General features: G+C 48.7%; 25 protein-coding genes and 1 riboswitch. Of the genes, 10 read left to right on the plus strand and 15 right to left on the minus strand.

Annotated elements, in window-relative coordinates:
• Positions 1-140: 140 nt before the first annotated feature.
• The 4 genes from WMO29_RS12610 to carB all read left to right on the plus strand — a co-directional run bounded on the left by WMO29_RS12610 (position 141) and on the right by carB (position 5,087).
• Positions 141-662 carry a nitroreductase gene (locus WMO29_RS12610; protein WP_349165041.1) on the plus strand — a complete coding sequence of 174 codons (522 nt, stop codon included), beginning with the start codon at positions 141-143 and terminating at the stop codon, positions 660-662.
• A 71-nt stretch (positions 663-733) separates the two neighbouring features.
• A complete protein-coding gene (locus WMO29_RS12615) occupies positions 734-1,372 on the plus strand; it encodes a cytidylate kinase-like family protein (RefSeq protein WP_349165042.1) in 639 nt (212 codons plus the stop codon).
• A gap of 17 nt (positions 1,373-1,389) precedes the next feature.
• Positions 1,390-1,827 (plus strand): D-aminoacyl-tRNA deacylase, encoded by a 438-nt coding sequence (gene dtd / locus WMO29_RS12620; RefSeq protein ID WP_349165043.1) that lies wholly within the window; start codon positions 1,390-1,392, stop codon positions 1,825-1,827.
• Positions 1,828-1,865: 38 nt separating this feature from the next.
• Positions 1,866-5,087, plus strand: a complete 3,222-nt coding sequence (gene carB / locus WMO29_RS12625; protein WP_349165044.1) for a carbamoyl-phosphate synthase large subunit — start codon at positions 1,866-1,868, stop codon at positions 5,085-5,087.
• Between the two features lie 119 nt (positions 5,088-5,206).
• Here carB and WMO29_RS12630 read toward each other — a convergent pair whose 3' ends face one another.
• On the minus strand, positions 5,207-5,962 hold the full coding sequence (locus tag WMO29_RS12630) for a PP-loop family protein (protein WP_178040080.1): 756 nt from the start codon (positions 5,960-5,962) through the stop codon (positions 5,207-5,209).
• Between the two features lie 225 nt (positions 5,963-6,187).
• On the opposite strand from WMO29_RS12630, the gene cysK reads away from it, so the two are divergent.
• The 5 genes from cysK to WMO29_RS12655 all read left to right on the plus strand — a co-directional run bounded on the left by cysK (position 6,188) and on the right by WMO29_RS12655 (position 11,826).
• Positions 6,188-7,120: a cysteine synthase A gene (gene cysK / locus WMO29_RS12635; RefSeq protein ID WP_178040079.1), complete on the plus strand. Its 933-nt coding sequence runs from the start codon at positions 6,188-6,190 to the stop codon at positions 7,118-7,120.
• A 49-nt stretch (positions 7,121-7,169) separates the two neighbouring features.
• Complete coding sequence (locus tag WMO29_RS12640) at positions 7,170-8,477, plus strand: O-acetylhomoserine aminocarboxypropyltransferase/cysteine synthase family protein (RefSeq protein WP_349165045.1); 1,308 nt, start codon at positions 7,170-7,172, stop codon at positions 8,475-8,477.
• A 64-nt stretch (positions 8,478-8,541) separates the two neighbouring features.
• Entirely contained in the window at positions 8,542-8,988 is a 447-nt protein-coding gene (locus WMO29_RS12645; RefSeq protein ID WP_349165046.1) for an RrF2 family transcriptional regulator, read from the plus strand.
• A gap of 256 nt (positions 8,989-9,244) precedes the next feature.
• A complete protein-coding gene (locus tag WMO29_RS12650; protein ID WP_178040076.1) occupies positions 9,245-9,601 on the plus strand; it encodes a LysM peptidoglycan-binding domain-containing protein in 357 nt (118 codons plus the stop codon).
• Between the two features lie 854 nt (positions 9,602-10,455).
• Positions 10,456-10,654, minus strand: a riboswitch (cobalamin riboswitch).
• A 104-nt stretch (positions 10,655-10,758) separates the two neighbouring features.
• Positions 10,759-11,826, plus strand: a complete 1,068-nt coding sequence (locus WMO29_RS12655) for a tyrosine-type recombinase/integrase (protein WP_178038137.1) — start codon at positions 10,759-10,761, stop codon at positions 11,824-11,826.
• A 134-nt stretch (positions 11,827-11,960) separates the two neighbouring features.
• Here WMO29_RS12655 and WMO29_RS12660 read toward each other — a convergent pair whose 3' ends face one another.
• Entirely contained in the window at positions 11,961-13,073 is a 1,113-nt protein-coding gene (locus WMO29_RS12660) for a DUF3048 domain-containing protein (protein ID WP_178038136.1), read from the minus strand.
• 264 nt (positions 13,074-13,337) lie between these two features.
• Between WMO29_RS12660 and lexA the strand changes: the two genes are divergently transcribed.
• Positions 13,338-13,958, plus strand: a complete 621-nt coding sequence (gene lexA / locus WMO29_RS12665) for a transcriptional repressor LexA (RefSeq protein ID WP_178038135.1) — start codon at positions 13,338-13,340, stop codon at positions 13,956-13,958.
• Positions 13,959-14,152: 194 nt separating this feature from the next.
• Here the strand turns inward: lexA and WMO29_RS12670 are convergent, their stop codons facing one another.
• The 13 genes from WMO29_RS12670 to WMO29_RS12730 form a co-directional block, all read right to left on the minus strand.
• Positions 14,153-14,770: an NUDIX hydrolase gene (locus WMO29_RS12670; protein WP_349165047.1), complete on the minus strand. Its 618-nt coding sequence runs from the start codon at positions 14,768-14,770 to the stop codon at positions 14,153-14,155.
• 5 nt (positions 14,771-14,775) lie between these two features.
• A complete protein-coding gene (rsfS, locus tag WMO29_RS12675) occupies positions 14,776-15,138 on the minus strand; it encodes a ribosome silencing factor (RefSeq protein WP_349165048.1) in 363 nt (120 codons plus the stop codon).
• Entirely contained in the window at positions 15,119-15,724 is a 606-nt protein-coding gene (gene yqeK / locus WMO29_RS12680; protein ID WP_349165111.1) for a bis(5'-nucleosyl)-tetraphosphatase (symmetrical) YqeK, read from the minus strand. Before yqeK ends, rsfS begins: the two co-directional genes overlap by 20 nt.
• Before the next feature lie 16 nt (positions 15,725-15,740).
• Complete coding sequence (nadD, locus tag WMO29_RS12685) at positions 15,741-16,361, minus strand: nicotinate-nucleotide adenylyltransferase (RefSeq protein ID WP_349165049.1); 621 nt, start codon at positions 16,359-16,361, stop codon at positions 15,741-15,743.
• A 43-nt stretch (positions 16,362-16,404) separates the two neighbouring features.
• Positions 16,405-16,707 (minus strand): ribosome assembly RNA-binding protein YhbY, encoded by a 303-nt coding sequence (gene yhbY / locus WMO29_RS12690; RefSeq protein WP_178038131.1) that lies wholly within the window; start codon positions 16,705-16,707, stop codon positions 16,405-16,407.
• A gap of 200 nt (positions 16,708-16,907) precedes the next feature.
• A complete protein-coding gene (gene obgE / locus WMO29_RS12695; protein ID WP_349165050.1) occupies positions 16,908-18,197 on the minus strand; it encodes a GTPase ObgE in 1,290 nt (429 codons plus the stop codon).
• A 73-nt stretch (positions 18,198-18,270) separates the two neighbouring features.
• Positions 18,271-18,558: a 50S ribosomal protein L27 gene (gene rpmA / locus WMO29_RS12700; RefSeq protein WP_087165749.1), complete on the minus strand. Its 288-nt coding sequence runs from the start codon at positions 18,556-18,558 to the stop codon at positions 18,271-18,273.
• A 4-nt stretch (positions 18,559-18,562) separates the two neighbouring features.
• Positions 18,563-18,883 (minus strand): ribosomal-processing cysteine protease Prp, encoded by a 321-nt coding sequence (locus WMO29_RS12705; RefSeq protein ID WP_178038129.1) that lies wholly within the window; start codon positions 18,881-18,883, stop codon positions 18,563-18,565.
• A gap of 5 nt (positions 18,884-18,888) precedes the next feature.
• Positions 18,889-19,200, minus strand: coding sequence for a 50S ribosomal protein L21 (gene rplU / locus WMO29_RS12710; protein WP_178038128.1), 312 nt, complete (start codon positions 19,198-19,200; stop codon positions 18,889-18,891).
• Positions 19,201-19,432: 232 nt separating this feature from the next.
• Positions 19,433-20,683 carry a ribonuclease E/G gene (locus tag WMO29_RS12715; RefSeq protein WP_349165051.1) on the minus strand — a complete coding sequence of 417 codons (1,251 nt, stop codon included), beginning with the start codon at positions 20,681-20,683 and terminating at the stop codon, positions 19,433-19,435.
• The gene (locus WMO29_RS12720) at positions 20,683-21,405 is read right to left on the minus strand and encodes a TIGR03936 family radical SAM-associated protein (protein WP_349165052.1); all 723 of its coding nucleotides are present in this window, start codon (positions 21,403-21,405) and stop codon (positions 20,683-20,685) included. The genes WMO29_RS12715 and WMO29_RS12720 overlap by 1 nt, the downstream gene beginning before the upstream one ends.
• Positions 21,402-23,282: a TIGR03960 family B12-binding radical SAM protein gene (locus WMO29_RS12725; protein ID WP_349165053.1), complete on the minus strand. Its 1,881-nt coding sequence runs from the start codon at positions 23,280-23,282 to the stop codon at positions 21,402-21,404. Before WMO29_RS12725 ends, WMO29_RS12720 begins: the two co-directional genes overlap by 4 nt.
• A gap of 452 nt (positions 23,283-23,734) precedes the next feature.
• Complete coding sequence (locus WMO29_RS12730; RefSeq protein WP_349165054.1) at positions 23,735-25,099, minus strand: hypothetical protein; 1,365 nt, start codon at positions 25,097-25,099, stop codon at positions 23,735-23,737.
• Between the last annotated feature and the right edge of the window lie 14 nt (positions 25,100-25,113).

Consider the following 25,113-nt stretch of genomic DNA (forward strand, 5'->3'; position numbering starts at 1 on the left):
GCTCGGAGCTGGGGAGCGGACGCGCCGGGGCTCCTTTTTATGGAAGGATGTCGCTAAAAAGGGTGCGAAAAAATATGAAAATGGGGTGCAAAAGCAATACCGTCATGCTATAATTGGAAAAACGAGAGGAGTGATACATCATGGCTGAGACATTAAAAACCATCAAAGAAAGAAGAAGCTGCCGTAATTTTAAGCCGGATATGGTTCCGAAGGAGCTGCTTAATAAAGTACTGGAGGCCGGCACCTGGGCGCCGACCGGAATGGGAATGCAGTCCCCGATTATAATAGCCGTAACCAATAAGGAGCTGCGGGATAAACTTTCAAAGATGAACGCAGAGATTATGGGTTCAAAAGCGGATCCGTTCTATGGTGCTCCGGTGGTACTGGTGGTGCTGGCAGACAAGAACAAACCGACGCATGTATACGACGGCAGTCTCGTGATGGGCAATCTGATGCTGGCCGCTGCGGATCTGGGACTTGGAAGCTGCTGGATTCACCGGGCGAAAGAGGAATTCGAGAGCGAGGAAGGCAAGGGAATCCTGAAAGCTCTCGGGATTGAAGGAGATTATGAGGGCATCGGCCACTGTGTGCTGGGTTATGCGGCAGAACCGGCGAAGGAGCCTAAGGAACGGAAGGCTTCCTATGTTTATTACGCGGAATAATTTTCAGGTTCCATTTCCCTGCAAAATGTTGTATAATATAGACAAGAACAACTGGAAGGGAGAATGATTTTATGGCAAATAACACAATCATTACCATCGGACGCCAGTATGGAAGCGGCGGACACGACATCGGAAAACAGCTTGCGGAAGAGTTAAACGTTCCTTTTTATGACAAAGCATTGCTGGAGAGAGCAGCCAAGGACAGCGGCCTCTGTCAGGAGATTTTCGAAAATCACGACGAGAAGCCGACCAACAGCTTCCTCTATTCACTGGTGATGGATACTTATTCTCTGGGATATACCACTTCTTCTTTCTCAGAGATGCCCCTGAACCACAAGATTTTCCTGGCGCAGTTTGACGCCATTAAGAATATCGCCAAGGAAGGCCCCTGCGTCATCGTAGGGCGCTGCGCTGACTATGCATTGGCAGATTTCCCGAATGTGGTCAATGTATTTCTGCATGCGGATCTCCAGGATCGTATTGTGCGGATTGCAAGACGTCACGATCTGACGGACGCCAAAGCCAAAGATTTGATTATCAAGACGGATAAGCGCCGTGCAAGCTATTACAATTACTACACCAGTAAGAAATGGGGCGACGCGGCAGGTTATGACCTGTCTCTGAACACAGCGACTCTCGGCATCGATGGCACGATTCATATGATTCGTGAGTTTGTCGCTTACAAGGAAAAGGAACACGAAAGAATCTGACAGGAGTATTATCTTAAATGAAATTTGTAATACAGCGGGTTTCCCATGCATCGGTAACGGTGCATGAGGAAACCATCGGCCGTATCAATCAGGGCTATCTGGTGCTGATTGGTGTGGGAAAAGAAGATACAAGAGAGGACGCAGACCGTCTGGTGAAAAAAATGATTGGCCTGCGTATTTTTGCGGATGAAAACGGGAAGATTAACAAGTCCCTGAAGGATGTGAACGGGGGGCTTCTGCTGGTTTCCCAGTTTACACTGTACGCGGACTGCAGACATGGGAACCGGCCGGGATTTACAGAGGCGGCGGGTCCGGATATGGCAAATGAGCTCTACGAATACATCATTGAAAGCTGCAAAAAAGAAGTGGCTGTGGTTGAACAGGGAGAGTTTGGCGCAGATATGAAAGTAGAACTTTTAAATGACGGACCATTTACCATTTTATTAGAGTCGTAGAAACAAAAAATTATGATATAAATACAGGGAGAGAAAACATGGGTAAAAGACAGGATATCCACAAAGTAATGATTATCGGTTCCGGCCCGATTATTATCGGTCAGGCATGTGAATTCGATTATTCCGGCACACAGGCCTGCAAGGCACTGAAGAAGCTGGGCTACGAGATCGTTCTCGTTAATTCCAACCCGGCTACGATTATGACCGATCCGGGAACCGCGGATGTCACTTATATTGAGCCGCTGAATGTGGAGCGGCTGACTCAGATCATTGAGAAGGAGAGACCGGATGCCCTGCTGCCGAACCTCGGCGGACAGTCAGGTCTTAATCTTTGCTCTGAGCTGGCGAAGGCAGGCGTCCTGGATAAATATGGCGTTAAGGTCATCGGCGTGCAGGTAGACGCCATCGAGCGCGGCGAGGACCGGATTGAGTTCAAGCACACCATGGACAGCTTAGGGATCGAGATGGCACGCAGCGAAGTTGCCTATACCGTCGACGAGGCAGTAGCTATTGCGGATAAACTGGGCTACCCGGTTGTTCTCCGTCCGGCTTACACGATGGGCGGCGCAGGCGGCGGCCTTGTATACAATGTAGAAGAGCTGAAAACGGTCGTAGCCAGAGGTCTGCAGGCTAGCCTGGTGGGTCAGGTTCTGGTGGAGGAGTCCATTCTCGGCTGGGAAGAGCTGGAGCTGGAGGTAGTCCGCGACAGCAAAAACAATATCATTACCGTATGCTTTATTGAGAATATCGATCCCCTGGGCGTACATACCGGCGATTCTTTCTGCTCCGCGCCCATGCTGACCATTCCCGAAAATGTGCAGAAGCGTCTGCAGGAGAAATCCTACAAGATCGTCGAGGCCATCCAGGTCATCGGCGGAACCAATGTACAGTGGGCCCATGATCCGAAGACAGATCGCGACATCGTCATCGAGATCAATCCCCGTACCTCACGCTCCTCCGCACTGGCTTCCAAGGCAACCGGCTTCCCCATTGCGCTGGTTTCCGCTATGCTGGCGTCCGGTCTGACACTGGACGAGATTCCCTGCGGAAAATACGGCACACTGGATCGCTATGTTCCGGACGGAGATTATATCGTAATTAAGTTCGCGCGCTGGGCTTTTGAAAAGTTCAAGGGCGTGGAGGATAAGCTGGGTACGCAGATGCGCGCCGTTGGCGAGGTTATGAGTATCGGTAAAAATTATAAGGAAGCCTTCCAGAAAGCCATCCGCAGTCTGGAGATTGGCCGTTACGGTCTTGGATTCGCGAAGGATTTCCATGAAAAATCCAAAGAAGAGCTGCTGCATATGCTGCATACAGCTACCAGTGAACGCCAGTTCATTATGTATGAGGCTATCCGGAAGGGCGCAACCAATGCAGAGCTCTTTGAGCTGACAAAAATCAAAGATTATTTCCTGAATCAGATGCGGGAACTGGTTGAGGAGGAAGAGAAGCTCTTAACTTATAAGGGACAGGTACCGCCCGCAGAGGTCCTGACACAGGCTAAAAAGGACGGCTTCGCAGATCGTTATTTAAGCCAGCTTCTGGGGGTTCCGGAAGCAGATATCCGCAGCGCGAGAACGGCGATCGGTGTAACAGAGAGCTGGGAGGGCGTTCATGTAAGCGGAACCAAGGACAGCGCTTACTATTATTCTACCTACAATGCGCCGGATAAAAACCCGGTCAGCACGGATAAGCAGAAAATCATGATTCTGGGCGGCGGCCCCAACCGAATCGGTCAGGGTATCGAATTTGATTATTGCTGTGTACACGCGGCAATTGCTTTGAAGAAGCTTGGCTTCGAGACAATCATTGTAAACTGCAATCCGGAAACCGTATCTACCGATTACGATACCTCCGATAAGCTGTATTTTGAGCCGCTGACTCTGGAGGACGTCTTAAGTATCCACGAGAAGGAGAAGCCGGTAGGCGTTATTGCCCAGTTCGGCGGACAGACGCCGCTGAATCTGGCAGCAGATCTGGAAAAGAATGGTGTCCGGATTCTGGGAACCAGCCCGGAGATCATCGACCTGGCAGAGGATCGGGATCAGTTCCGCGCCATCATGGAGAAGCTGAATATCCCCATGCCGGAGGCAGGTATGGCTGTTGATGTGGAGGAAGCTCTGGAAATTGCCGAGCGCATCGGTTATCCGGTTATGGTGCGTCCTTCTTATGTACTGGGCGGCCGTGGTATGGAGGTTGTCCATGAGCCGGAGAGCCTGAAGGAATATATGCGTGCGGCGGTAGGCGTGACTCCGGATCGTCCGATTCTGATTGACCGTTTCCTGCATCACGCGATGGAGTGCGAGGCAGATGCCATCTGTGACGGAACCCACGCCTTTGTACCGGCTGTCATGGAGCATATTGAGCTGGCCGGCGTTCATTCCGGAGATTCCGCCTGCATCCTGCCTTCTCTGAATATCTCAGAGGAGAATGTAAAGACGATTAAGGAATATACAAAGAAGATTGCGGAAGAGATGCATGTCTGCGGTTTGATGAATATGCAGTATGCCATCGAGGACGGTAAGGTATTTGTACTGGAGGCCAATCCGAGAGCGTCCAGAACGGTGCCGCTGGTATCCAAGGTCTGCAACATTCAGATGGTACAGCTGGCTACCCAGGTTATTACAGAGGAGCTGACCGGTATTCCTTCCCCGGTACCCGGTCTTAAGGAGAGCAAATTCCATCACTACGGCGTGAAGGAGGCGGTATTCCCCTTCAATATGTTCCAGGAGGTAGACCCGATTCTGGGACCGGAGATGCGTTCTACCGGTGAGGTACTGGGACTGGCGTCCAATTTCGGAGAAGCCTTCTACAAGGCGCAGGAAGCGACTCAGACACCGCTGCCCCTGTCCGGAACGGTTCTGATCAGTGTCAGCGACCGTGATAAGGAAGAGCTTCTTCAGGTAGCAAGAGGCTTCCATCAGGATGGCTTCCATATTATGGCAACCGGAAAAACCTACGATATGATTACAGAAGATGGTATTCCGGCTGAGAAAATCAAGAAGCTGAGCGAGGGCCGTCCGAATATCCTGGATGCTATTGCCAATAAGAAGATTGATTTAATTGTGAATACGCCCTCCGGAAATGAGAGCCGCTTTGATGACAGCTATGTCCGCAAGGCAGCTATCAAGGGCAAGATTCCCTATATGACCACCATGGCGGCAGCCATCGCTACTGCGGAGGGTATCCGTCAGGTAAATGCCAAGGGTGGCAAGCTTGATGTGAAGTCCCTGCAGGATCTGCATGCGGAGATTGAGTAAGAAGTTATTTAATAACCTTTCGTTTTACAAAACCAGAAGCCGGGAAAAATCCCCTTCCACAGGAAAACAATGCGTCCCTGTGGGAGGGGATTTTTCCTGGCTTCGTCCGTTTTAACATATCAAATCACATCCGGATGCACCAGCTTGCGCACATACTCCGTGTCCTCAAACTTCTTATATAATCCGTCCAGCACCGCCCGGAACATCCGTTCCTTGGCCCCCGGATTCTCATGACAGATTTGCCGTATCAGTTCCTTGGCATATTCCCGGCGGGTATATCCGTCCGCCGGACAGGGACTTTTACATACCGGCAGATTGTATTTATTCTTAAATCCAATCACATCCGCCTCATCCACCAGCAACAATGGCCGAATCACCGTTAAATCCATCCGATCCAGATACGTCACCGGGTCAAAGGAATGAAACCGCCCTTCATAGAGAAGCGAGAGCATCATCGTCTCTACCACATCGTCCTTGTGGTGTGCGTACGCGATCTTATTGCACCCCAACTTCTTAATCGTCTCATTAAGCGCACCTTTGCGCATCTTGGCGCAGAGCGCGCAGGGATTGCTTTCTTTACGAACGTTGAACACTACGTCATAGATCTCGGTATTCACAATCGTATACCGCACGCCCAGCTCATCGCAGAGCGCCTGAATCGGACTTAAATCAAAATTCGGGAAGCCAAGATCCACTGTAATTGCCTCAATTTCAAAATGCTTCTCATAGAACCGCCGAAGTCCATGCAGCGCATAGAGCATAGTCAGGCTGTCCTTTCCGCCGGAGATTCCGATAGCGATATGGTCTCCGTCGTCAATCATATGGTAGGTATCCACGGCCTTGCGGACATGGCTTAAAAGCTGCTGTAATTTCATTTCCTCTGGTCAATCCTTTCTTAATTCAGGTATACCCGTAGGGTATTTCTTCAATTTGATCCTTTTTATATAAATTATTTTCAAATTAATTCCCTACTTAGTTTATCAGAAAAAGATGAAAAAAGCTATTGACAATTTCAAAAACCAGGTATATACTACTAAACAGATAGGAAATATAAGAAAAGAAAAACCGAACTTGAGGAGATTGAAAGGAGAACGAAAACAATGGCAAACATTTATAAGGGAACATTAGGACTCATCGGAAACACACCTCTGGTAGAGGTTACAAACGTAGAAAAAGAGCTGGGACTGGAAGCTACCGTACTGGTAAAGCTTGAGTATTTCAATCCTGCCGGAAGCGTAAAAGACCGTATCGCAAAAGCGATGATCGAGGATGCAGAGGCAAAGGGAGCACTGAAAGAAGGTTCCGTAATCATAGAGCCGACCTCCGGAAATACAGGCATTGGCCTGGCAGCCATTGCAGCAGCCAAAGGATACCGCATCATCCTGACTATGCCGGAGACCATGAGCGTAGAGCGTAGAAACATCCTGAAGGCATATGGTGCAGAACTGGTTCTGACTGAAGGAGCCAAGGGTATGAAAGGAGCCATCGCTAAAGCAGAAGAGCTTGCAAAGGAAATCCCGAACAGCTTCATCCCGGGACAGTTCGTAAATCCGGCAAACCCGGCAGCACATAAAGCAACCACAGGCCCGGAGATCTGGAAGGATACCGATGGAGCAGTTGACATCTTTGTAGCGGGCGTAGGTACCGGCGGAACCCTGACAGGAACAGGAGAGTACCTGAAGTCCCAGAAGCCGGATGTAAAGGTTGTAGCAGTAGAGCCCGCAGGAAGCCCGGTTCTTTCTGAGGGCAAGAGCGGTCCCCACAAGATTCAGGGAATCGGCGCCGGCTTCGTCCCGGATGTACTGAATACCAAGATTTACGATGAAATTCTTCCGATTGAAAATGATGATGCATTTGAGACAGCAAAGCTTCTGGCGAAGAAGGAAGGCGTTCTGGTAGGAATCTCCTCCGGTGCGGCACTGTACGCAGCCATCCAGCTTGCAAAGCGTCCGGAGAACAAAAGCAAGACCATCGTGGTACTGCTTCCGGATACCGGAGACAGATATTATTCCACACCGCTGTTTACCGAGTAATTCATTTGAAGTATCATAAAATAATTTACCATAAGAAAGGGCAAAACCAATGAGCAAACTTACAAGAGAACAGAGAAAATTTAAATTTGAAACCCTTCAGCTTCACGTAGGTCAGGAGCAGCCGGATCCGGTAACGGATGCAAGAGCCGTTCCGATTTACCAGACATCTTCCTACGTATTCCGCAACTGCGATCACGCGGCTGCACGTTTCGGACTGGCAGACGCAGGCAATATCTACGGACGTCTGACCAACCCCACTGAGGACGTGTTTGAGAAGAGAATTGCAGCACTGGAAGGCGGCGTAGCAGCTCTGGCTGTAGCATCCGGTGCGGCAGCTATCACCTATACCATTGAGAACCTGGCTCAGAGCGGTGACCATATCGTATCTGCAAAGAACATTTACGGTGGAAGCTTCAACCTTCTGGAGCATACCCTTCCGGCATACGGTGTGACAACTACCTTCGTAGATATCTTCAACTACGATGAGGTAGAGTCAGCCATTCAGGACAATACGAAGGCTCTTTACATTGAGACTCTGGGAAATCCGAATTCTGATGTGGTAGATATCGAGAGACTGGCAAAGATTGCCCATGCGCATAAAATCCCGCTGGTTGTAGATAATACCTTTGCAACCCCGTATCTGGTTCGCCCCATTGAGTACGGCGCGGATATCGTCGTTCATTCCGCAACCAAATTTATCGGTGGTCATGGAACTACCATCGGAGGAGTCATTGTAGACAGTGGAAAATTCGACTGGGAGGGCTCCGGAAAATTCTCGTCCCTGACAGAGCCGAACCCCAGCTATCATGGAATCAGCTTTACAAAGGCAGTTGGACCGGCTGCGTTTGTCACCAAGATTCGCGCTATCCTTCTTCGTGATACCGGAGCAACCATTTCTCCGTTCCATGCATTCTTCTTCCTGCAGGGACTTGAAACCCTTTCTCTCCGCGTAGAACGTCACGTAGAGAATGCTTTGAAGGTGGTAGAGTATCTGAACAACCATCCGCAGGTAGAGAAGGTTCATCATCCGTCTGTATCCGATGATCCGGAGCAGAAGGAACTGTACGCAAAGTACTTCCCGAACGGCGGCGGCTCCATCTTTACTTTTGAAATCAAGGGCGACGCACAGAAGGCGAAGGACTTCATCGACAACCTGGAGCTGTTCTCCCTGCTTGCAAATGTAGCTGATGTGAAGTCTCTGGTTATCCATCCGGCAACCACCACGCATAGCCAGTGCACAGAGGAAGAACTTCTGGATCAGGGCATTAAGCCGAACACCATCCGTCTTTCTATCGGAACTGAGAATATCGACGATATCATTCAGGATCTGGACGAGGCATTCAAGGCAGTACAGTAAAAGACTGAGTACAGGGGCGGATCATGTATCTGCCCCTTATCTTTTTCATGAGGAGGACTTACTTATGCAGCTTTCGAAAAAGAGCCGCTACGGACTGCGGGCATTAATTGATCTGGCTTCTGCGCCGCAGAATCAGTATGTTTCCCTGAGCAACATCGCAGAACGCGGAGAAATCCCGGCACAGTTTCTGGAGCAGGTATTTGCTTCTTTTCGCCGCGCAGGGCTTGTAAAGGCCTTAAAAGGGCCCCAGGGAGGTTATCAGCTTGCCCGGAGTCCCAAATACATTACAGCAGCGGAGATCCTGGAGATCCTGGAGGGTTCTTATCAGATAGCAGATGAAGAAGTATCTTCGGAAAGTCGATGTTACGCTGTCTCAGAGACCATGCAGAAGCGTCTGATTGACCCGATCAATCAGGCTATGGAACAGTTTCTGTCAGAGCTTACGCTGGAAGAACTGAAGGCGGATTATCAGCAGCGCCTGAGCAGCGGGCAGGATATGTATTATATTTAAACAGAACCGTACGGGCGGTGTTTCTGACTTTCGGAAATAGAAGGACAGGGATACCGCTTTTATGTAACAGTAAATAATTTTCGAAACATGGGAATGTGCCAGTGGCACATTCTTTTTTATATAAAATTCGAACATATGTATTGACAAACGAATGTTCGAGACTTATAATACAAATATCAAAAAAGAACAGCTGTTCGGAAAGCGTGTTCGAACAGTAGGCGCACTGGAGAGCGCAAGAGTGGGGAGGGCATATCTTATGTACGGAAGAAAATTAAGATACGAGAGAAGAAGAGCATATGAAAGAAAAAGGAATTTTCTGATTCTGGTTTCCGGCCTTTGCCTGGCCCTTGCCTTCACCTTTTTGTTCGGCAGTTTTCTTTCCCAGGCCGAGGCAAAGGAGTCGGATACTATCTATTATAAGTATTATACGAATATTGAGATTCAGCCCGGCGACACCCTATGGGATCTGGCAGAGGATTATATGGGTGACCAGTATGAGTCCCGTGCGGTCTATGTAGCAGAGGTACGTCAGATTAACGGTATTGCAGACAGCGACAGTATCGTATCCGGCCAGTATCTGATAATGCCGTATTATTCTGCAGAGTATAAGTAAGCGATTGACCACCATGGCAGATGCGCTATGTTTGTCAGTGGTACCACTGAGTTTTACATAGATATACAAAAGAGAGAATTTTTAATAAGGTACAAAAGCTTTTAAGACACATAAGATTGGTGAGCACGAAATACATAAGAAAATAAAATACATAAGAGAAATAAATCGTTGCCAATAAGATACACGAGAATTTTAAACAAACACCAGAGAGATGGAAAAGGTACAAAAGAAAGCCGGATGTTTAGTCTGCAAAAAGATTAAATATCCGGCTTTTAATCTACAAGTCTGCGCGAAACACAATGTATTTATTGGCGAAGAGTGCCGTACAGACTGACCTAGATCTATACGCCAAATCCTTGTTTTTCGAATAGATATAGCTATATATTTCTATATGCGTGATTCCATATAGCTCCAGGTATTATAAAAAAAGGTACAAAAAACATCTGCTATCAGCACGTCCAAACCTCTCTCATTCGCTCTACCGGGAAGCTGCAGGTAATCCCAATAAGGTGAAATCGAAAAATCTGAACAGCACTGACGCAGATGTCAAGGCTGCCGGATTGAATATTTGGGTTGGTTTATAATGTAAGCGAATTCGTTGGGTAATAATATATCGCTTTTTGAGGGATTTTGGTGAGGTACATTTATCTTCCCAGCGTAACAGACCGAATGCCGTCACGACCTGTCAGACCAGAAATCAAAATGCATGTTCAAGATTTATATCATCCCGGCTACCTGTACGGTTCCACATCGAGCGCATTCCATAAACAAAAAATGCCTGCTTCCAAAAGCAGACACCCCAAAAAGGCATAACGCAAATACCTTTCTGTCAGGAACTGAACTTTCATCGGAAGTCTCTCCTCAAATACTAAGCAGGTTTCCTGACTTACAGATCATCATATACCTTTTTCCTTCTCATACTGTAAAAGTACAATGGATTCAATCAAAGGATACTCCCTGAATACAGTGACCGGATCGCTCAGGATTCACACCTGATTCCCTTTTCTCATCTGGCTGAGGGGCCATCTGAGCACTTAATACCTTATATGGAATTGTACAAATTTATTATAACAGTATATACAGAAAAGTCAATTCTTTTCTGGAAGTTTTACATAAAAAATGATAAAATAGAACCACAGAAAGGACGGGCATGCACAATGAAATATAAAAATTATCATGAACAGAAGGATGCGGAGAATATTCAGCGGCTGCGGGAGGTGCTTACTACCCTGCCCTCTTTCGTCAGCGATTTTTTCCGGGCAAAGGAAATGAGCATGGCTACTACCACCAGAATTTCATATGGATATGACATACGAATTTTTTTTCGTTTTCTGGTAGAGAAAAATCCTTTATTTAAAAATTATAAAACAACAGATTTTACATATGAGGATTTAGATAAAATTAGTACCGTTGACATTGAGGAATACAAAGAGTATTTAAAACTATATCAACGTGAGGAAGAACAGGGCGAAATTGATATTACAAATGGAGAACGCGGTATGAAAAGAAAGTTATCTGCCGTCCGTAGTTTGTTTAATTATCTTTACCGTTACGAACTGATAAAAAATAACCCGGTCGTCCTTGTCGACATGCCCAAGCTTCATGAGAAAGCCATCATCCGCCTGGAACCGGATGAAACAGCCCGTTTACTTGATTTTATCGAGCATGGCGGCGATGAGCTGACCGGTCAGAAAAAAGTCTACTATGAGAAAACCAAAGAACGGGATCTGGCTATTGTGACGCTTCTTCTGGGTACGGGAATCCGTGTCTCCGAGTGTGTGGGCTTGGATGTGACTGATATTGATTTCAATACCAATGGCATCCGCGTCATCCGAAAAGGCGGTTCCGAAATGATAGTCTATTTCGGTGATGAAGTGGAAAAGGCGCTGAAGGATTATATCAATGGCAGCCGAAAGCTTGTGAATCCCCAGGAAGGCCATGAAAAAGCCCTCTTCTATTCCACCCAGCGCCGTCGTATCGGCGTAAAGGCCGTGGAAAATCTTGTAAAAAAGTATTCCAGGCAGGTGACGCCATTGAAGAAAATCACCCCACATAAGCTTCGGAGTACCTACGGTACAACGCTGTATCAGGAAACCGGCGACATTTACCTGGTGGCGGACGTCCTGGGTCATAAGGACGTCAATACCACAAGGAAGCACTATGCCGCTCAGGATGAGTCCAGGAGACGCAGCGCGGCGAATGTGGTAAAGCTTCGGAAAGAATAAAGAGAGGCCCTGCAGATGAATGAATCACCTGCAGGGCCTTTTGAGGAAGCAGCGTTAAGCTGAAGTGAAAACTAATCTGCTGCGTTTTTCGCTGCGATGGTGCTGTATTCTTCTACCCATTTTTTGAAGTTTGTTTACTCAACTACCAGTTCGCTCCACACATCATCTGCTACGAAGCCAATGTAGGTCTTACCGGTATTGATAGTAATCTCGTCGCCGTTCAGATCACGGTAAACCGTACGCTCGGTATCGGATGTCTTGGTCCAGGTAATCGGGATGGCCTTACCATTGGTGATATAATAGCCCTCCTGACCGCTTGCCAGACAGTTCCATACCATGTAACCATGCTCATCTAACTGGCTGTAGGACATCTTCTGCAGAATAACATTCTTGAATGCCAGCTGCCTGTTACCGTTGCCCGGATCCAAATGCTTGGAGCCGTATTCGGAATACAGATAGGTGCCGCTCTCCGCATCGTAATCGAGCTGAGAACCATTGTGCTTGAAGGGCAGGTCTACCAGTGTGCAATCCGTTCCGTCAAGCTCTATCGGTTTACTCTCGGAAGCAAACTGGAAATGTGCTTCTTTGGGAGCATATTCATTATAGCTACGGTCGATACTGGAGTTATTTTTGAAGTTCTTTGCCATATCGCCGGTCAGAATATATTCGGTAAACTCACGGGGCTTTCCGTTCTTTACGCGGGAGAAGGTTCCGCTGAAATGATCCACATAGGGATTATTCAGGAATGTATTGATATAGAACGGGCCGCCGTCATGACATACGATGGCATTCCACTCCGGCGCGATCATCAGGTTGGTCGGACGTACGCTTCGTACGCTTCCCAGCTGCTTGATGCTGTCATAGTCTTTTACCAGAACCATGAAACGGGTGATATGGTCATTCAGAGTACTGTTCATCATCTCGTAGATAATGTCTGCCTGAGACAGTCCATAATGTGGAAGTGCGGTCTTCTCATTGTCAACCATAACAGCAATGGGACGCTGATCCTTCAGATCTTCGCTGATCCACTCATTGGTCAGTTCACTGCGGTACATACCTTCCGGAGCAACCTCTTCCGCTTCTTCTTCGGTGTCTTCTGTGTCCTCTGCTTCATCCGCTGTCACTTCATCCTCAGTGGAAAAGGTGTTATCTGATGTAGCTTCCTGATCGCCTTTACCACAGCCGGTAAGGCTAAGGAGGCCTGCAAGAGATAAGGTCAGCAGAATCAGTGTTAAACGTTTTTTCATCTGCATAGTTTCCTTCCTGTGTAGAATTTAATAATCTGGTAACAATTATATCACGTTCTGTAATAAGATACCAGTAAAAATGTAAAATGTGCTTAAAATTTACACAAATATGCAATTTTGTAACGCATAAGTATACATAATTATATTATGTATACTTATAAAAGGAAACGAACAAATTTTCTAAACATTTGTTTGCATCATCATACATCCTGTGGTATACTGATAGTAAATACAGACCTTATTACGTTCGGGAGGAATCTAACTATGGCTTACGGTAAAATTTCGAAAAAGCAGTCCGAAATTCTTGAATATATTAAATCACAGATCATTAACAAGGGATATCCGCCCTCGGTCCGTGACATCTGCGAGGCGGTACAGTTAAAATCCACCTCGTCCGTTCATTCCCATCTGGAGACGTTGGAGAAAAACGGTTATATCCGCCGGGATCCCACTAAGCCCCGCGCGATTGAGATCATGGATGATAACTTCAATACGGCCCGCCGCGGTGAAGTTGTTAACGTCCCGGTTGTAGGCCGTGTGGCAGCCGGAGAGCCCATTCTGGCCGTGGAGAACGTGGAGTCTTATTTCCCGGTACCGATGGAGTTTATGCCAAATGAGCAATGTTTTATGCTACAGGTTAAAGGCGAGTCCATGATCAATGCGGGCATCTTTGACGGCGACACCATTCTTGTGGAGCAGTGTCAGACCGCTGCCAATGGCGACATGGTGGTTGCGCTGATCAACGACTCCGCGACGGTCAAGACCTTCTATCGCGAGGCCGATCACATCCGTCTGCAGCCGGAAAATGATACCATGGATCCGATTATCGTGCCGGATTGTCAGATTCTTGGTAAGGTGTTCGGTGTGTTCCGCTTCTTCCGGTAATTACTGAAAAGTGTAATAAAAAAAGCTATCTTATAAAAGGCTCTGTATTACATATGATTTGTAATACAGAGCCTTTACAATGTTACATCCTTCTACATTATAACCTAAAATTCAATATAACACATAAGTTTCCAATGTGTTGCTCTCTATGACAGTCACCTTCCTGGCAGAGTCATATTCATCTGCTGTCATGTTTATTCCGCATGTAAAAATCCAAAAGGCTTCTCCGGATCCTCATACAGAAAATGCATCATCATGTAAGCGCACATCAGTGATACATTCTCTTCCTTCAGAATTCTTCGAATTTCCGTGCGATCTGCCAAAACGACTTCTATCTCTTCTCCGTCTTCCAGACCATTCCTGGAAATTACACCGTCTGCGGCACCGTATACAGCAGCGCAGGACTCATCGGTCATTCCAATGGTCGTAAAATAAGGGCGGCTGTACATCTCATCTACTTCAATAGGATGAAACGTAAGTCCGGTCTCTTCTTTCAGTTCCCGCACACCTGCCTGATGATAATTTTCCCCTTCATCCACCAGTCCCGCCGGAAATTCATAGATGTAACCGCCGATGCTGAACCGATACTGGCGAATCAGGACTACCTGCTCCCGCTTTTCGCCATAGAGGGCATAGATAATGACTCCATCCGGTTTGTTGACATGAGTATTCAACTTCAAATCAGACACGTCCTTTGCCCGGGATGCCACGTGGTAAAGTCCCTTATGACCGGTTTTTGTAACGACATCCAGATCGTACATATTCAGGAATCGGTTATCGGTGGTCTTGGTGACCTTTTCGATCTTACTCATGGTTTTTATGCCTCCAGATCCTCGGCAGCAATGACGGATCCGTCTCTCCAGATCCGCTCCAGATCGTAGAACAGACGATTTTCTTCATCAAATACATGGATGATGATATCGCCATAGTCCAGGAGAATCCAGTTGGCGCTGTTGTAGCCCTCCACCTGCTTCGGAACGAAGCCTGCCTTATGCAGCTCCTCCTGTACGTTGTCCACCATGGCCTGTACCTGGTTCTTATTGGAACCGCTGGCAATCAGAAAATAATCGGCCAGAACGGAAATTTCAGAAATATCAATGATACGGATATCGCGCGCTTTCTTGTCTTCCATGGCCTGATAAGCCAGACGCGCCATTTCTTTAGACTGCTTCTGTGTCATGGTTTGCCTCCTCACGCTTTGCCTTATAATATTCATAAGCTTTGACTGTCATCTCGTCCACCTCGCCCGGGCCGTCGTCCAGATAAGCCAGTGTATCAGACAGAATCTTATACAGAGCCTCATCCAGATCCATAAACGCAAGCTTCCGTACCTCCGTCAGATTCGGTGCCTTGTTACGGCGGGGCTCGATATAGTCCGCCACGTAGACGATTTTGTCGAGCAATGACATATTCGGTTTACCGGTGGTATGGTTTAAAATGGCGCTGACAATCTCCTTGTCGTTGATGCCGTACTCATGCATGGCCAGAAAGGCCCCAAGCTTCGCATGCAGCAGAAAGGGATTGCGGCGCTCCACCTCTGTGATCTGAATGTTGTGTTTCTCACACAGCTTTAATTTCTTTCCATTGGGAATACATTTCGCACAGTCGTGCAGAAGTCCCGCCATCTGTGCCTTCTGGATATCATATTCGTAGCGCATGGCCAGGGCCGCGGAAGTATACATGACGCCCAGTGTATGCTGATATCTGCCCTCATCCATTTCCCGCTTCAGCTTCTTCTGATAGGATTTCATATCATAATTCTTCATCATAATCAGTAACTCCTTAAGCCGGACAGTATAATCCCTTTTTATAAATATATTCCTCCACTGCCTCAGGCACATAATACCGGATAGAACGACCGGTGCGGACACGCTCCCGAATCATATTGGAGGAAATGTCGATGTTGGGCGTCTCCATGGGATAAATATGAGCGCCGAACACCCGGGAAAGCTCCTGAATGCGGGCGGTCAACTCTTCGCTTTCCATATGATCCCGGGTAGCCGCCAAGATACTGCAGGCTTCGCAGATCCGTCTGGGTTCCATCCAGGTGTGGAAATGAACCAGGGAATCTGCTCCCAGAATAAAATAGTAATCGGTATCCGGGTGCTCTTTTTTCAGAAACTCCAGGGTTTCGTAGGTATAATGATAATCCTGCGGTGTTTTCTCGAAATCCGATACCTTAAGATGCGGATTATCCGCCACAGCAAGCTCCACCATCCGGGTGCGCTGTTCCATGGTAGCGTTCACCTGACCGGCCTTGTGGGGCGGGTTGCCATTTGGCATAATCAGCACATAATCCAGGGAAAAGGACTCATAGGCAGCTTCCGCCAGAATCAGATGTCCGGTATGAATCGGATCAAAGGTTCCGCCCAAGATGCCGACCTTTTTTCGTGTAAGCTCCATGAAAATAACCGCCTTTCCCTGAGAATCTGTGTTTTATAAAATCTTATAACGGAAGTACAATCTTCTTTTTCTTGTACTTTTCGTCTGTATTCTCACGATACAGCACGATCTTCTTTCCGATCACCTGCACGACCTGAGAGCGGGTGCGGTCGGCAATTACCTCTGCGATGGCGCGGGGATCATCCGCGCAGTTCTGCAGAACGCTGAGCTTAATCAGCTCTCTGGCAGTCAGCGCTTCGTCCACAGCCTTGGTAAATTCCGGTGTAACGGAAGATTTGCCCACCTGGAAAATCGGCTCCATGGTCATTGCGAGGCCTTTTAAATAAGCACGCTGTTTACTTGTCATGATTTCTCCTTTTGTCTTATATTTATATCGCAGTGCGGCTCGATTTGCCCCAGGGCACTCTCTCGCCCTCCGGGCTTACCTTGCCGCTGCGCTCCATCTCGCTCGCGGGCTTCGCCCTATGAAAGAAAGCAAAAACAGCCCCTTATGTGCCCTTCGGGTACAACGTGTCTGTCTTTACTTTCTTCCGCACTGCTCATTGCCTAACGGAAGTAGTCGAATGCAAGTCCGTACATCCGGACCGTATCGCCCTCCTGAATACCGGCTTCCTCAAGCTCCTTTAAGATACCCGTATTCTTCAGGAAGTTCTGGAAGAAGGCAAAGCCCTTCTCGGAATCCAGGTTGGTGTAGCCCAGCATTTTCTCGATACGCGGTCCTTCCACGATGAAGACGCCCTCTTCCTCCTCGGATTTGGTAACGGTGTATGGCAGGTTCTCGTATACCAGCTCCTCGCCCGGGAAGTACTCCTGCTCGAAGACAATGGCCTCCTGGGGCGCCTGATCAAGGAGCTCCCTTACATAGTAGAGGAGTTCCTTCAGTCCCTTTCCGGCCACAGCGGAAATCGGGAATACCTTGATGCCCTGTGGCTCAAACTCGTCCTTCAGACGTTGGATGGGCTCCTCATTGTCGCCCAGGACGTCTGTCTTATTGGCTGCAATGACCTGCGGACGCGCCGCGATCTCTTCATTGTAAGCCTCAAGCTCCTTGTTGATGGCGTAGATATCCGCTACCGGATCACGGCCTTCCGTGGATGCAGCGTCTACAATATGGATCAGTACGCGGGTACGCTCGATATGGCGCAGGAACTCATGTCCCAGACCCACGCCCTCGGAAGCACCCTCAATCAGTCCCGGAATATCCGCGATGACGAAGCCAGGAGCACCCTGCAAATCCACCACGCCCAGATTCGGGTTCAGAGTGGTGAAATGATAGTTGGCGATCTTCGGCTGTGCATTGGTCACACGGGATAAGAACGTGGATTTTCCCACATTCGGGAAACCGACCAGTCCCACGTCCGCGATGACCTTCAGCTCCAGAAGAACCTCCAGCTCCTGGGCCGGTACGCCCGGCTGGGCGTATTTCGGGACCTGCATGGTGGATGTGGCAAAATGCATATTTCCCGCGCCGCCACGGCCGCCCTGCAGGATTACCTGTCTGCGGTTCTCGCCGGACATGTCCGCGATCACCTTTCCGCTCTCCGCTTCTCTGATGATAGTTCCTTCCGGAACCTTTAATATAATATCGCTGCCGTCTTTACCGTGGCAGCGTCGTTTTCCGCCTTCTTCGCCGTCCTGAGCCTTGAACTTTCTCTTATGACGGTACTCATAGAGGGTATTCAGTCCCTCGTCTACTTCAAAAATCACATCGCCGCCGCGTCCGCCGTCTCCGCCGTCCGGACCGCCGTTGGGTACGTACAGCTCCCGGCGGAAGCTGACATGTCCGTCTCCGCCCTTACCGGAGCGGATTAAAATCTTTGCTCTGTCTGCAAACATATAATAATTCTCCGAAAATTAAAATGGTAAAAAAGGCTTCAAATCTTCCGACTTGAAGCCTTTTACAACCAACTTATTCTGCTGCTACCGGAACGATAGAAACCTGCTTCTTATCTCTGCCCTTTCTCTCGAATCTTACGACTCCGTCGGTCAGAGCAAACAGTGTATCATCGCCACCGCGTCCTACGTTCACACCCGGGTGAATCTTGGTTCCGCGCTGTCTGTAAAGAATGTTTCCGGCCTTTACGAACTGTCCGTCGGCTCTCTTAGCTCCCAGTCTCTTGGACTCGGAATCTCTGCCGTTCTTTGTAGAACCTACTCCCTTTTTATGAGCGAATAACTGAAGGTTCATCTGTAACATGGTATTACACCTCCTTGAATACAATCCTGATATATGGTTTCCCATAGCTTTTTTGAATGTCTGTCAGCCCAAGTACCATGGAATCCATCAACAATGCGGCTTTCTCTGACAAAGGCTCCGGGAAGGTGCAGGTCAGCGACCCATCACCCTGTTCACCGGAAAATTCATCTTCTGTAAAGGCCTCGATAGAATTCAGCGTATTCAGTGAAAGCACACTGACTGCTGCGCAGATAATATCGGAACCCTCCTCCGCGTATCCGGCATGTCCATTGATATCGAACCCCAGATACTGATTGGATTTCTTATATATGGTAACGGTTATCATGACAATTAGTTCGCGGAGATCTTCTCGATCTTCACTTCTGTGTACTGCTGTCTGTGACCATTCTTCTTGTGATATCCAGATTTTCTCTTGTACTTGTAAACGATGACTTTCTTGCCCTTACCATCACCGATTACAGATGCAGTTACAGTAGCTCCTGCTACAGTCGGTGTACCTACGGTCAGAGAATCTCCGCCAACTGCGAGAACCTGATCGAACTCATAAGTCTCACCAGCTGCAACGCCAAGCTTCTCAACCTTGATCACGTCGCCTTCAGATACTTTGTACTGTTTACCACCTGTTGCAATAATTGCGTACATTCTGTGGCACCTCCTAATATAATTACTCGCCAATTTCGGTGACGCGCTCTCCAGTCGGACTGAAAAAGCACATACTTATACCTCGTTGTGCGGCATCTTTTATATAATAGCAGGACAATTTCCTGCTGTCAAGTAATTTCTATCATATTTCAGCTAAATATTTTTCGTCTGTTTTTCATGCATTCAGTCCCCTTAAAACGTTCCTGAATGTGTTTTTCGGATGTCTGTGAAATCAGCTGTTTACCTGCTCTGCCAGTGTCTTCTGCACTTTTTTACGAGTAATTTCTACCAGGCCAAGAGGCGTCATATCTACGAGGGACGTCCGTACCGGATCCTTTTTTAATTCCGATGCCAGCACTGCCATCAGTGTCTGCTTATCTTCCTCCCGATCCATATCGATGAAATCTGCCACAATGATACCGGACAGATTCCGGAGCCTGAGCTGTCTCGCCAACTCTCTGGCCGCCTCCAGATTGATTTTCAGGAAGGTGTCGTCCTTCTTCTTTTTGCCCGTATATTTACCCGTATTTATGTCCACAACGGTCAGGGCTTCCGTGGGTTGAATTACCAGATAGCCGCCGGATTTGAGCCATACACGCTCTTTTCCGGCTTCTTCAAAGGCCTTGGACAGGCCATAGACGCTGTCCAGGGACGGTGCTGTCTCTTCATAGAAATAAAGCTTTGGCAGATCCGCCGGCTGACGGTCTGTCAGATAGGCTTTTAGTTCCCTGTAAATGTCCGCACGATCCGTCACGATTTTATTAAAGCTGTCGGCACGTAGTCCCCGCAGTCTTGCCGCGTAAGCGGACGGCTCTTTGTATACAAGAGAAAAACAGGCGCGGTTTCGCCCGGTTTCCACGGTGTAACGATAGGCTTCTGTCAGTTCGCCAAGCTCCGCGCGCAGCTCATCCTCCGAGGCTTCCGCTGCGTTGGTACGGACGATGATGCCGAAATCTTTCCCAAGAAAAGGCTCTGCGATAGTGCGAAGCCGCTGTTTATCCTCAGGAGAAAGCTTGGAAGACAGCCCCAGATGATGCTTGCCGCTGGTCAGAACCAGATATTTTCCGGCAAAATTCAGGTTCGCAGTGACTGTGGGGGCTTTGGTCTTGACGGCCTCCCGGCTCACCTGCACCAGAAGCTCATCTCCGGCCACCAGTGTGTTCTTTTTCTTCGGTGTCGTGAAAATGGGCGCATCATTGTCATTTAAGGCGTAATAACAGAGCTGCCCGTTTGCAATCTCGATAAAGGCCGCGCTGATATTGGCAGCGATATTTTTCACCTTGCCCACATAGATATTTCCGAGGATGGATTCTCCGCCTGCGGGCAGACAGGACAGCTCGGCGGCATGGTCATTTTCATAAAAAGCGTAGACTGTGCGCTCCCGGTCCCTGATGGTCAGGGTGGTTACCAGAAAGGCGCCGCCTCCCTGCTGCCCGGCGTGCGAAGAAGAGGTATGCTCTGCCATGATTTCTGTCTGTTCCATCAGAATTCCTCTCCCAGATCTTCCAGGCTTATCAGCTTCCGTGGCTCGCCCTCACCGGCCAGGTTTGCGTACAGCTCCTTCCGGTGAATCAGCAGGGCAAATTCCGGAAGTTCAAAGCCTGCGTAAGTGGCAAAGGCTTCCAGTACCAGCTCCGGCTTCACATTCTCGGCACTTCCGGCGGAGAGCTGTAAGGAAATGGAATCATCCTGGCATTTTGTATCGTAAATCAATGGTTTTAGATCCAGCTCCCGCTCGCCTTTTTTCGTCTTTTTTGTCACCAGGAGCTGTTTCTGTGCGCAGAACTCCGCCCATTTTTCCTCCAGGCCATTTCCAAAGACGCAGTCCGCAGGCAGGCTGTTTTCCCGGAAACGGACCTCGTAATCGGCGGCCGCCACCAGAGACATTGCGTTGGCGGATTTTTCCTCGGGGATCCTCCGGAAGGAAAGAACCTCCACGCCCTCGGCCATAACTCTGTTCAGACGCTTTACTGCCGCTTCGGAGGACAGCTCATTTCCTATCTCAATGTCCAGGTACTCGCCGTCGCTGGTAAGCCCCACGCCCAGGGGAGACGCAAAGGACATGATCATATGGGGGCTGAAGCCTGCGGAATAGCAGATGTCGATGTCCGCCCGGCGCATGGCCTTCTGGAAATAGCGCATGATATCCAGATGGCCGATGAATTTCATAATACCATATTTGCGGAATTTGATACGGATTTTCATGCGTTTTCACCTCCTGTAAGCGCTGTGGGACAGCAGCCGGCACGGTAACTGCCCGCGCCGCAGCCCTGGCACTGCTGACGGCAGTTGGGGGTTACGGTCTCCTCGTGAGCCCGCTTCCACTCCCGCAGCAGGAATTTTTTCGTAACGCCGATGTCGATGAAGTCCCAGGGGAACAACTCATTTTCATCACGATGTCTGGTAGTATAGAACGGCACATCCAGTCCGGTCTCTTCAAAGGCCTGAAGCCACCTGTCATTATCGAAGCACTCGCTCCAGGAATCAAAGAGACAGCCGTTCCGGTAAGCAGCCAGAAGGGACGCGCCCACCCGGCGGTCGCCGCGGGCCAGAATGCCCTCCAGCACGGTCACGTCGGCCTCATGCCAGTTGTATTTGATGCTCTTTTTATTTAACTGGGCCTTGATCTCACTGTTGACGATATAGGCCTTGTCGAGAAATTCTTCCTTGGTACACATGCGCGCCCACTGGAACGGGGTGAAGGGCTTCGGCACGAAGAAGGAAGTGCTGACGGTAATCTGACATTTACCGTTGCGCTTGTCTTTGGGAATCTCGTAGTAACGCTTTGCGATCTTCTCCGCCAGCCAGGCGATGGCCTTCTCGTCCTCTATCGTTTCTGTGGGCTGTCCCAGCATGAAATACAGCTTCACCTTCTGCCAGCCGCCCTCAAAGGCCTGTCCGGCGCCTTCCAGAATGATTTCTTCAGTCAGTCCCTTGTTGATCACGTCCCGGAGACGCTGGGAACCGGCCTCCGGCGCAAAGGTCAGGCTGCTCTTGCGGATATCCTGGACCTTGCTCATGACATCCAGGGAAAAGGCGTCGATACGCAGAGACGGCAGGGAAATATTGACGCCCTTATTACCAAAGGTATCGATGAGGAAATTCACCAGTTCCGGCAGGCGGCTGAAATCGCTGGAGCTTAAGGAACTTAGGGAAATCTCCTCATGTCCGGTGTTTTTAAGCATCTCTGTGGCGGCCTCTTCCAGCATTTCCAGGGAACGCTCCCGGATAGGGCGGTACAGCATACCGGCCTGGCAGAAACGGCAGCCGCGGATGCAGCCACGCTGAATCTCCAGAACTACACGATCCTGGGTCACCTTGATAAACGGAACCAACGGCTTTTTCGGATAGAAGCTGTGAGTCAGATCGGTGACCACCTGCTTCTGTACCTTTGCGGGCGCATGGGGATTGTTGGGCTCCATGGACGCAAGGGTTCCGTCCTCATGGTAAATGACATCATAAAAAGAAGGCACATAGATTCCCGGGATTTCCGCCGCACGCTCCAGGAACTGTACACGGCTCTCTCCTGCTGCCCTGGAAGCCTTATAAGCGTCCAACAGCGCAAAATAGGAGGTCTCGCCCTCTCCGATATAAAACAGATCAAAGAAATCCGCCAGCGGCTCCGGATTGGTAGCGCAGGGACCGCCGCCAATGACAATGGGGTCATCCCAGGTACGCTCTTTGGCATAGAGCGGGATCTGGCTTAAATCCAGGATTTGAAGGACGTTGGTGTAGGCCATCTCGTACTGCAGCGTGATACCCAGAAAGTCAAACTCACGAATGGGGTCCTGCGACTCCAGGGCAAAGAGCGGAATGTGCTGCTCCCGCATGATTTTGTCCAGATCGGTCCAGGGAGAATAGACGCGTTCACACCAGACGTCCTCCCGCTGATTGAACATATCGTACAGGATCTGGATGCCCAGATGGGACATGCCTATTTCGTAGACGTCCGGAAAACACATGGCAAAACGAATATCTATCTTATTTTTATCTTTCATCACTGCGTTGATCTCATTTCCGAGATACCGGGCCGGTTTATCTATCTTCAGCAAAATTTCATCGGACAAAGCTAATTTTTTCATACATACCTCGCTGTTCTTTGTGCTATATACACATAAAATAATTGCACAATAGCATAGATCAGGGAACTCATTAAATACAACATGATTTTCCGGTAATGATATCGGAGTGGTAACCTGTTCCGCTATTATGTGATTCCCCCTAATTTATTTAATAAATCGTTTGATTATTTCAAATATAAAAAATATAATACACACTGGTACAAAATAAATAATCAGAAACCACAGCAACGGCGCACTATAAGAAGCACTCCATGCCGGGTTGGTAACCAGCCTTACAAATTTAACTAAACTATCAATTGCACCCCATATTAATAGAACACAACATATGATATACTGAATTTTTTTTATTTTATTACGTTTCATGAAATACCTATATTCCTTTATTACATCGTAAGAACAAAATATGTCCAGTTAAATAATGCATAAAGCACTGGGAATTATTATACATTACTTTACGGTATGGCACAACACGATTTTTTAGCAGCTTTCCACGGCTCCATTTCCCGTACCGCCAGCATTCCCAGCAGAATAAATCCGAAATCCAGGAAAATACTGGTGCGCTCCGAGGAGGCCCAGACTGTAGGCGACAAGCCCATACTGATCTTGGAGGCGGAGGCAATGACGAGGAGTGCTAATGCGTCGATGGATCGCTCTTTCTTATTCCAGATAAGGAACAGGGAAATCACCACGCAGGCGCAGCAGAACGTGTATACAAGCAGCAGGAGCCGGTTGGAATTCGGCAGACTGCCCTGATAGTATACTACGGGCTGGTCGAAATCAAACACATGGAGAATCAGGTGTACCCAGGGGTATTCCCGGTATTTTCCGAACAGCAGGACGCCCAGAAGTCCCAAATTTGAGAGCAGTGGAATGGCTGCGATAAGGCGTGCCGGAAATCTCTTCTGTTTTTTTCGGACTGCCATAAACAGCACGGCGCTCATCAGAAAATAGGGCAGATTGACGTCCTGATACAGAGTCTTTAGTAGACTGTACCAACCAAGCAATACCTTCTGCACCAGATTGAATCCGGCGTAGGCCGGGAACCAGAAATCAATGTTGGAAGCCTTGCGAGCCGCATTGCCTGGGCAAATCGCGACGCAGATGGCGAAGCATACAGACAGGGCAAGGAGTACATACAGATAGGGATTCGTCTTTCTTCTCCGCAGATTATCTGTAATCAGCAGATACAGACAGGCCAGCAATGCCATGGCGCAGATCTGCTCCTGATTGATGGCGAAAATGGCCGCCAGCGTACCGAGGACATAGTAACTTTTCTTGCAGGTACCTTCCTGATACCAGAGATACAGAGGCAGCACCGCTATCATTAACGCTGCCAGGGGCCACCAGTAGTTGATGGTCGTGGTCATATAGCCTGCCGAATCCATTTCCCGGAAATCATAGGAAAGGAGGAGGCAGAGGAACAGAATCAGGGATGTAAGCGGGACAACCGTCCGAGTCCCAGACAAAGTGTTTTTGTCGGTCTGGATACTGCTGCCACTTCCATGTTTCCCATAGCCGCTGCAGAAAAATCCGCACAACAGCCACGCAATTAGCACCGACACCAGAATATCCAGCACCTTCCATACCAGGATCGGCTGCTGCAATACCAGTACCAGCACGCCCTCGATTACCAGGCGGGAGGACCAGCCATACCAGCGCTTCACCATGAATGCGCCGAAGCTGGTATCATCAAGGCAGGTCATAAAGTAATAATCATCCCCGCCGCCAAGCTTCAGCCAGCACATATGAAAAAGAATCGCCAGGACTCCATAGAAGCCAAGCAAAATCCATATTCGTTTGTCTTTCAACCAGATCATAACCTATGTTTCTC

Source organism: Laedolimicola intestinihominis (assembly GCF_040096155.1).
GTDB lineage: Bacteria > Bacillota > Clostridia > Lachnospirales > Lachnospiraceae > Laedolimicola > Laedolimicola intestinihominis.

Excerpts from the sequence above, each read along its gene's own strand:
- WMO29_RS12610 (WP_349165041.1), top strand. The coding sequence starts at position 141 with ATGGCTGAGACATTAAAAACCATCAAAGAAAGAAGAAGCTGCCGTAAT.
- rpmA (WP_087165749.1), bottom strand. The coding sequence starts at position 18,558 with ATGTTACAGATGAACCTTCAGTTATTCGCTCATAAAAAGGGAGTAGGT.
- WMO29_RS12645 (WP_349165046.1), top strand. The coding sequence starts at position 8,542 with ATGCAGCTTTCGAAAAAGAGCCGCTACGGACTGCGGGCATTAATTGAT.
- WMO29_RS12670 (WP_349165047.1), bottom strand. The coding sequence starts at position 14,770 with ATGAGTAAGATCGAAAAGGTCACCAAGACCACCGATAACCGATTCCTG.
- lexA (WP_178038135.1), top strand. The coding sequence starts at position 13,338 with ATGGCTTACGGTAAAATTTCGAAAAAGCAGTCCGAAATTCTTGAATAT.
- yhbY (WP_178038131.1), bottom strand. The coding sequence starts at position 16,707 with ATGACAAGTAAACAGCGTGCTTATTTAAAAGGCCTCGCAATGACCATG.
- WMO29_RS12730 (WP_349165054.1), bottom strand. The coding sequence starts at position 25,099 with ATGATCTGGTTGAAAGACAAACGAATATGGATTTTGCTTGGCTTCTAT.
- dtd (WP_349165043.1), top strand. The coding sequence starts at position 1,390 with ATGAAATTTGTAATACAGCGGGTTTCCCATGCATCGGTAACGGTGCAT.
- cysK (WP_178040079.1), top strand. The coding sequence starts at position 6,188 with ATGGCAAACATTTATAAGGGAACATTAGGACTCATCGGAAACACACCT.
- WMO29_RS12640 (WP_349165045.1), top strand. The coding sequence starts at position 7,170 with ATGAGCAAACTTACAAGAGAACAGAGAAAATTTAAATTTGAAACCCTT.
- carB (WP_349165044.1), top strand. The coding sequence starts at position 1,866 with ATGGGTAAAAGACAGGATATCCACAAAGTAATGATTATCGGTTCCGGC.
- WMO29_RS12650 (WP_178040076.1), top strand. The coding sequence starts at position 9,245 with ATGTACGGAAGAAAATTAAGATACGAGAGAAGAAGAGCATATGAAAGA.
- rplU (WP_178038128.1), bottom strand. The coding sequence starts at position 19,200 with ATGTACGCAATTATTGCAACAGGTGGTAAACAGTACAAAGTATCTGAA.
- yqeK (WP_349165111.1), bottom strand. The coding sequence starts at position 15,724 with ATGAAGAATTATGATATGAAATCCTATCAGAAGAAGCTGAAGCGGGAA.
- WMO29_RS12725 (WP_349165053.1), bottom strand. The coding sequence starts at position 23,282 with ATGAAAAAATTAGCTTTGTCCGATGAAATTTTGCTGAAGATAGATAAA.
- obgE (WP_349165050.1), bottom strand. The coding sequence starts at position 18,197 with ATGTTTGCAGACAGAGCAAAGATTTTAATCCGCTCCGGTAAGGGCGGA.
- WMO29_RS12630 (WP_178040080.1), bottom strand. The coding sequence starts at position 5,962 with ATGAAATTACAGCAGCTTTTAAGCCATGTCCGCAAGGCCGTGGATACC.
- WMO29_RS12660 (WP_178038136.1), bottom strand. The coding sequence starts at position 13,073 with ATGAAAAAACGTTTAACACTGATTCTGCTGACCTTATCTCTTGCAGGC.
- nadD (WP_349165049.1), bottom strand. The coding sequence starts at position 16,361 with ATGGAGCTTACACGAAAAAAGGTCGGCATCTTGGGCGGAACCTTTGAT.
- rsfS (WP_349165048.1), bottom strand. The coding sequence starts at position 15,138 with ATGACACAGAAGCAGTCTAAAGAAATGGCGCGTCTGGCTTATCAGGCC.
- WMO29_RS12655 (WP_178038137.1), top strand. The coding sequence starts at position 10,759 with ATGAAATATAAAAATTATCATGAACAGAAGGATGCGGAGAATATTCAG.
- WMO29_RS12615 (WP_349165042.1), top strand. The coding sequence starts at position 734 with ATGGCAAATAACACAATCATTACCATCGGACGCCAGTATGGAAGCGGC.
- WMO29_RS12705 (WP_178038129.1), bottom strand. The coding sequence starts at position 18,883 with ATGATAACCGTTACCATATATAAGAAATCCAATCAGTATCTGGGGTTC.
- WMO29_RS12715 (WP_349165051.1), bottom strand. The coding sequence starts at position 20,683 with ATGGAACAGACAGAAATCATGGCAGAGCATACCTCTTCTTCGCACGCC.
- WMO29_RS12720 (WP_349165052.1), bottom strand. The coding sequence starts at position 21,405 with ATGAAAATCCGTATCAAATTCCGCAAATATGGTATTATGAAATTCATC.